General features: G+C 69.8%; 5 protein-coding genes. 3 read left to right on the top strand and 2 right to left on the bottom strand.

Translation table 11 applies throughout. The features are described 5' to 3' along the window. Nucleotides 1–83 precede the first annotated feature (83 nt). Entirely contained in the window at nucleotides 84–2,360 is a 2,277-nt protein-coding gene (katG, locus tag ACFWY9_RS18975; protein ID WP_378339401.1) for a catalase/peroxidase HPI, read from the bottom strand. A 24-nt stretch (nucleotides 2,361–2,384) separates the two neighbouring features. Then, on the bottom strand, nucleotides 2,385–2,810 hold the full coding sequence (locus ACFWY9_RS18970) for a Fur family transcriptional regulator (protein ID WP_378339400.1): 426 nt from the start codon (nucleotides 2,808–2,810) through the stop codon (nucleotides 2,385–2,387). Between the two features lie 203 nt (nucleotides 2,811–3,013). On the opposite strand from ACFWY9_RS18970, the gene ACFWY9_RS18965 reads away from it, so the two are divergent. From ACFWY9_RS18965 to ACFWY9_RS18955, 3 genes are all read left to right on the top strand, one after another. Further along, complete coding sequence (locus ACFWY9_RS18965) at nucleotides 3,014–3,211, top strand: hypothetical protein (protein WP_378339399.1); 198 nt, start codon at nucleotides 3,014–3,016, stop codon at nucleotides 3,209–3,211. A gap of 150 nt (nucleotides 3,212–3,361) precedes the next feature. Beyond that, nucleotides 3,362–5,134 (top strand): serine/threonine-protein kinase, encoded by a 1,773-nt coding sequence (locus tag ACFWY9_RS18960; protein ID WP_378339398.1) that lies wholly within the window; start codon nucleotides 3,362–3,364, stop codon nucleotides 5,132–5,134. 139 nt (nucleotides 5,135–5,273) lie between these two features. Further along, nucleotides 5,274–6,503: a hypothetical protein gene (locus tag ACFWY9_RS18955; RefSeq protein ID WP_378324053.1), complete on the top strand. Its 1,230-nt coding sequence runs from the start codon at nucleotides 5,274–5,276 to the stop codon at nucleotides 6,501–6,503. The last annotated feature ends 118 nt before the right edge of the window (nucleotides 6,504–6,621 follow it).

The following is a 6,621-nucleotide window of genomic DNA, read 5'->3' as shown; positions in this document are numbered from 1 at the left end:
CGGGGTGGGGGGCTCCCCCTCGCCCCCACCCCCGCCCCCGCGCCCCCCTCGCCCCCGTGCCCCCCCCGGGCCCGCGGACGAAATCAGGCGAGGTCGAACCGGTCGAGTTCCATCACCTTGGTCCAGGCCGCGACGAAGTCGTGCACGAACCGCTCACGGGCGTCGCGGCTCGCGTAGACCTCGGCGAGCGCCCGCAGTTGCGAGTTCGAGCCGAAGACCAGGTCGACCGCGGTCGCGGTCCACTTCACCTCGTCGGTGGCCACGTCACGGATCTCGTACACGTTCTCCTCGGACTCCGACGCCTTCCACCGGGTCCCCGGTGAGAGCAGGTTGGTGAAGAAGTCGCCGGAGAGCACGCCGGGCCGGTCGGTGAGCACGCCGTGCCGGGAGCCGCCGTGAGTGGCCCCCAGAACGCGGAGCCCGCCGACGAGCACGGTCATCTCAGGGGCGGTCAGGTTGAGCATGTAGGCGCGGTCGACGAGCAGGACCTCCGGCTGGAGCTTCTCCCCCGCGCGCAGGTAGTTCCGGAAGCCGTCGGCGCGTGGTTCGAGGACCGCGAAGGATTCGACGTCGGTCTGCTCCTGGGCGGCGTCGGTGCGTCCGGGATGGAACGGCACGGTCACCTCGACACCGGCGTCGCGCGCCGCCTTCTCGACGGCGGCCGAGCCCGCAAGCACGATCAGGTCGGCCAGCGAGATGTTCGCGCCGCCCGCCTCGTTGAACTCCCGCCGGATACCCTCCAGCTTCTCCAGGACCGAGGCGAGCTGCTCGGGCTGGTTGACCTCCCAGCCGCGCTGCGGTTCGAGGCGGATCCGGGCGCCGTTGGCGCCGCCGCGTTTGTCGGTGGACCGGAAGCTCGCGGCGGACGCCCACGCGGTGGTGACCAGTTGCGCGGTCGTGAGGCCGAATTCGAGGACCTTCGCCTTGAGCGCGGCGATGTCGGACTCGCCCACCAGATCGTGGTCGACGTCCGGCACCGGGTCCTGCCACAGCTGCGGCTCCGGGACCCACGGGCCGAGGAAGCGGCTCACCGGGCCCATGTCGCGGTGCAGCAGCTTGTACCAGGCCTTGGCGAACGCCAGCGCGAACTCGTCCGGGTTCTCCATGAAGCGGCGGGAGATCGGCCCGTACGTCGGATCGAAGCGCAGCGCCAGGTCGGTGGTGAGCATGGTCGGCTTGTGCTTCTTGTCCGGGTCGTACGGGTCCGGGATGATCTCCGGGGCGTCCTTGGCGACGTACTGCTTGGCGCCGCCGGGGCTCGTGGTGAGTTCCCATTCGTAGCCGAAGAGGATCTCGAAGAAGCGGTTGCTCCACTCCGTCGGCCGGTCGGTCCACGTCACCTCGAGGCCACTGGTGATCGCGTCGGTGCCCTTGCCACTGCCCAGGGTGCTCTGCCAGCCGAGGCCCTGCGCCTCCAGCGGGGCGGCCTCGGGTTCCGGGCCCACGTGGTCGTCGGCGATGCCGGCGCCGTGCGTCTTGCCGAAGGTGTGGCCACCGGCGATCAGCGCGACGGTCTCTTCGTCGTTCATCGCCATCCGGGCGAAGGTCTCCCGGATGAAGTGCGCCGCCGCGCGGAAGTCCGCGCTGCCGCGGGGCCCCTCGGGGTTGACGTAGATGAGGCCCATCTCGGTGGCGCCGAGTTCGGGCACCATCTCCGCATCGGTCACGTAGCGCTCGTCGCCCAGCCAGTCGTCCTCCGGACCCCAGAAGATCTCCTCGGGCTCCCAGGTGTCCTCACGTCCGAAGCCGAAGCCGAACGTCTTGAAGCCCATCGACTCCAGTGCCACGTTCCCGGCGAGCACGAGAAGATCGGCCCAGGAGATCTTCTGGCCGTACTTCTCCTTGACCGGCCACAGCAGGCGCCGCGCCTTGTCGAGGTTGACGTTGTCGGGCCAGCTGTTGAGCGGGGCGAAACGCTGAGCGCCGTCGCCCGCCCCGCCGCGGCCGTCGGCGATGCGGTAGGTGCCGGCGGAGTGCCAGCTCATCCGGATCATCAGGCCGCCGTAGTGGCCGAAGTCGGCGGGCCACCAGTCCTGCGAGGTGGTGAGCACCTCGGCGACGTCACGCTTGAGCTCCTCGACGTCGAGCTTGGCGAACTCCTTGGCGTAGCTGAAGTCCTCTCCCAGCGGGTTGCTCTTCGGCGAATGGGCGCGCAGCACCGAGAGGTCGAGCTGGTTGGGCCACCAGTCCTTGTTCGTGCGGGGACGGCCGCCCGTCTTCGGGGTCGGCGAGTCGATCGTCGGATTCTCGCTCTCGCTGCCGTGCGCGGTCGCGGAGCCGGGCGCGACCGGGCATCCCTCCGCCGCCTGCCGATCGACGCCCTGCGCGCTGGAGGAAACGTTTTCGTTGTCGTCGCTCATCTGCCTGCCTTCCGGGCTCGCGGATCATTGCGGTTGGGGTTCGGCCGCGCAGTCGGGGCAAATACCCCAAAAGACGACCTCCGCTTCGTCGATCACGTATCCGTGGTCGTCCGAGGCGGTGAGACTGGGGGTGTGGCCGACCGCGCAGTCGACGTCCGCGATCGCCCCGCAGGAGCGGCACACCACGTGGTGGTGGTTGTCCCCCACCCGGGACTCGTAGCGGGCGTTCGCGCCCGCAGGCTGGATGCGCCGCACCAGGCCGGCGCCGGTGAGCGCCCGCAGCACGTCGTAGACCGCCTGGTGGGACACCGTCGGCAGCTCGGCCCGCACCAGCGCGATCACGGTCTCGGTATCGACGTGCGGATGGTCACGCAGCGCGGCGAGCACGGCCAGACGCGGCTGAGTCACGCGCAACGAGGCCGCCCGCAGCTGCGACTCGAAGTCGGACATCGCCCACCACCGTAGGCCGCTTGTCTGGAACGGGTCAAATTGTGCCCGGCGCACCGCCACCCACACAGGGGAACCCGGACAGCGGAACCCAGCTGGTCCCGAAAGGTCCACTGTGGATCTTCCGGATCCGGTGCGGCCGCGGCTTCTCCTACCGGACACCGCCCTCCTCGGACCGGGCCCGGAAGCGCGCGGAAGCCGCCGTCATGCGGGATGTCGCGCGAGCGCTGGTAAACACCCCCGCCGTCCGCCGTTCGTCCTATGTGGACCCTCGGGTCGTCACGGCCTATCGCGAGGGCCGGACGATCGCCGCGGCGCTGAAACGCGCGCAACGGCTCGACAGCGAACAGGCTCAACACGTCCTGGAGAAGGCTGTCTGCCGCCTGCTCGGGCGGAGGTCGTGAACGGCGCGCGGTGTCGACGGGGGCCACGCCCCTTTGTCGCGAACGACGCGTTCGCGACAAGGGCAGACCAGAGGCCCTGAAGGGGACCTTCATAGCATCCGACGCACCGAAGGACCCCTTCACAGCAACAAAGTTCCCTATACTGCTCCGGTGCACACCGGTGACGTAGTAGGCGGCCGGTACCGCCTCGACGAGCACTGCGGTTCGGGCCGCACCGGCGTGGTGTGGCGGGCGTACGACCGGCGGCTGCGGCGAACGGTGGCGCTCAAACGTTCCCACGCGCCCCTTCACGGGACTCAGCGGAGCCTGCTCCGGCGGGAAGCCGAGACCGCCGCGCGGATCTCCCACCCGAACGCGATCGCGGTCTTCGACGTGGTGAACGATGACGGCTGCTGGCTGGTGATGGAGTACCTGCCGTCGGAGAGCCTGGCCGAGATCCTGTGGCGGGACGGCCCGCTGACCCCCGAGCGGACCGCGCGCGTGGGGAGGCAGATCGCGGCCGCGCTGTCCGCCGCGCACGCCGTCGGCATGCTGCACGGCGACGTGCAACCGGGCACCATCCTCGTCGCAGAGGAGGATCTCGCCAAGCTGAGCGACTTCGGGATCTCGGTGTGGCAGGAGGTGACGCTCACCGCCGACGGGAAAGTCGGCGGAACTCCGGGCTGCCTGGCGCCGGAAGTCGCCGACGGAGCGCCCGTGTCCAAGGCATCGGACGTGTTCTCGCTCGGCGCCACGCTTTTCGCCGCGGTGGAAGGAAACTCGCCCTGGGGTGACGGGGATCCGGCCGAGGTGCTGGCGCGGGCCCGCCGCGCGCGGATCGGCGAGATGCACCGGGCGGGCCCGCTGGCTCCGTTGCTGTCGGAGATGCTGGCCGAGCGCCCCCGGAAGCGGCCGGACGCGGAACAGGTCTGGCAGCGGCTGGTGCAGGCCACGGGGGAATGGAGCCCGCCGCCGGTGATCCAGGAGCCGCCGCGGCGGCCGTGGTGGCGCCGGCCGGGGTACTGGGGCATCGCCACGGCCGCGCTGGCACTGATCGTCGTCCTCGCTTACGTCATCGGTGGTTCGTCCCCCGGCCCGACGCCGTCCGCGGCCGCGGACGCGATCGGCGATCCGCGCACGGCCGCCCCGTGTTCGCTGACCGACGAGGGCGGGCTGCGGCGGTTCGGCAGGACGACGGTGTACGAGTCATATGGCAATTTCAACCGCTGCGACATCGAAATCGCCGTCGGCGCGGACAAGCCGGTGGACGTGAAGACCGAACTGAACAACGCGCGCCCACCGGTTCCGGTGCGGCCTGGCACCTTCGAGGTCGTGGCCAACCCGGGCGAAGACGGCAAATGCGTTCGCCGGATACTCGTCTCCGCCGAGCACGAGGTCGAGGTCAGCGCGGAGCTGGACGATCCTCCTCCCGCGGTCGATCTGTGCGCCATCGCCGACGTCGCGACCTCGGCCGCCACCGAACGGCTTCACCGCGGCACGCTGGACCGCCGCGACCGGCCGTTCGCGGAAGGGTCGCTGGCCATGACCGACGCCTGCGCCCTGCCGACCGGCGACGCGCTGTCCCGGCTCCCCGGCGTGAACGCGCACCGCCCGAAGCCCGGTTTCGGCAACTGGGAATGCCGCTGGGACAGCACCCTCAAGAAAGCCACGCTGCACATCCTGTACGACCAGCACCATTCACCCAACGCGGCGGACGGCAGACCGATCCGGCTCGCCGGCCATGACGCGTTCGTCGAGCCGGGCGACTACGGCCCGCGAAGCTGCGTAGTGCGGACCGTGCACCGGGCGTTCTCCGACCGGCGCGGCGACTCCAAGGTCGAACTCGTGCTCGTCGCCGTGACCGGCGAGGAGGGGCCCGGTTTCGACTACTGCGCCATCGCCACCGCTGTCAGCGAAGCAGTTGCCACCCGGTTGCCCCGATAGACCGCGACGGCGAGGCGTTGCCACCGCCTCGGCGCGTAACCCGCTCTCGTATCTCCTTGACGGAGGTGACGCCGGAGGTCGCCTCGGCTCATCGGGGACGCCGGCTCACGAGGTCGGCGCGACGAGAAGGAGCAACTGCATGTCAGGGAGAACATGGGGGTTCCGGAGCACTCGCCGAGCGGCCCGCCTCGCCGGGCTCGCCGGCGCGGTGGTGTTGTCGGCGAGCGGGGGCGGCATGGCCGTCGCGCCGTCCGCGGCCGCGGCCGCGCCGCACTCCACGGTGGCCGGCACCATCAAATGGCACCCCGGTCACTACATGACGAGTGACTGGTGGCACGACGCGGGAACCCCGGCGAGCATGGCAGGCAACGAGTTGCAGGTCGTCAACACCTCGCCCAACGTCCGAGGCTGGAAGGGCAACTACTACTGGGCGGCGCTCGAGACCGGCAAAGGGGTTTACAACTTCTCGGTCATCGACGCGGAACTGGCGCGGCTCAACCAGGGAAACCCGGCTCCACGCAAGAAGCTGATCATCGGGATCTCGTCGAGCGGGTTCCTGCACGCGAAGCACCAGGATCCGGGTGGCTTTCTCACCAAGGTGATTCCGAGCTATCTGACGACGGACCCCGCCAGTTACGGGTCCGCCCCCAAGGCGGGCACGAGCGGCTGGTGGTACGGCGGCGGCGGGCTCTCCATCACCGCCGCCGTCTGGCGGCAGGCCGTGAACGACCGTCTCATCGCGCTGCTCCAGGCACTGGGCGCACGCTACAACAGCAATCCCGACGTCGAGGGCATCGTGCTGACCGAGACCGCCTCCCAGGTCGGCGAAGGCGGCGGCTACAACGACACCACGCAACTGGGCCAGCTGGAACGCATGCTGACCGCCGCGACCGCCGCACTTCCCAACACCAACGTCGTCATCGAGAACAACTTCATGGGCAACCAGGCCGATACGAGCGCGCTGGTCCTGTTCCAGAACGCGCACCGGGTCGCGGAGAGCGGACCGGATCTGCTGGGCAAGACCGCGGCCGACAAGTTCTCGCCGCCCAAGGAGCTGACCTGGGGGCAGCAATGCGTGACGGGCTACCCCGGGACGGGATGCGGTAACCTGACCGGCAGCATCGCCGTGATCCACAACGTCGACGAGCCCGAGTTGCTCGGCACCCAGTTCCAGGGGGCCGGAGCGCCCTTCACCCCGCTCGACATCTACAACAACGGCGAGGACTATCTGCACGCCAGTCATCTCATGTGGACCTATCTGACCGGGCAGCCGGTCAACAACTGGCCCACGATCGCCGCGATGATCAATGCCCATCCGATCCGCTTCACCGCGTGCCCGAAGAGCTACCCGGGCTGCGATACGCGCTGACGAGATGGACCCGGGGGGGGGGGGGGTGTTTTTGGCGGGTGTGGGGTGTTTTTCGCCTTCATGGTGTGGGCCGTTCCCCCCCAACCCACGTTTCTTCGCCCGGTCCACAGTGCACACC

It is taken from the genome of Amycolatopsis sp. NPDC059027, from assembly GCF_042739735.1.
Classification (GTDB): Bacteria; Actinomycetota; Actinomycetes; order Mycobacteriales; family Pseudonocardiaceae; genus Amycolatopsis.
This window is presented reverse-complemented; position numbering and strand designations above follow the sequence as displayed.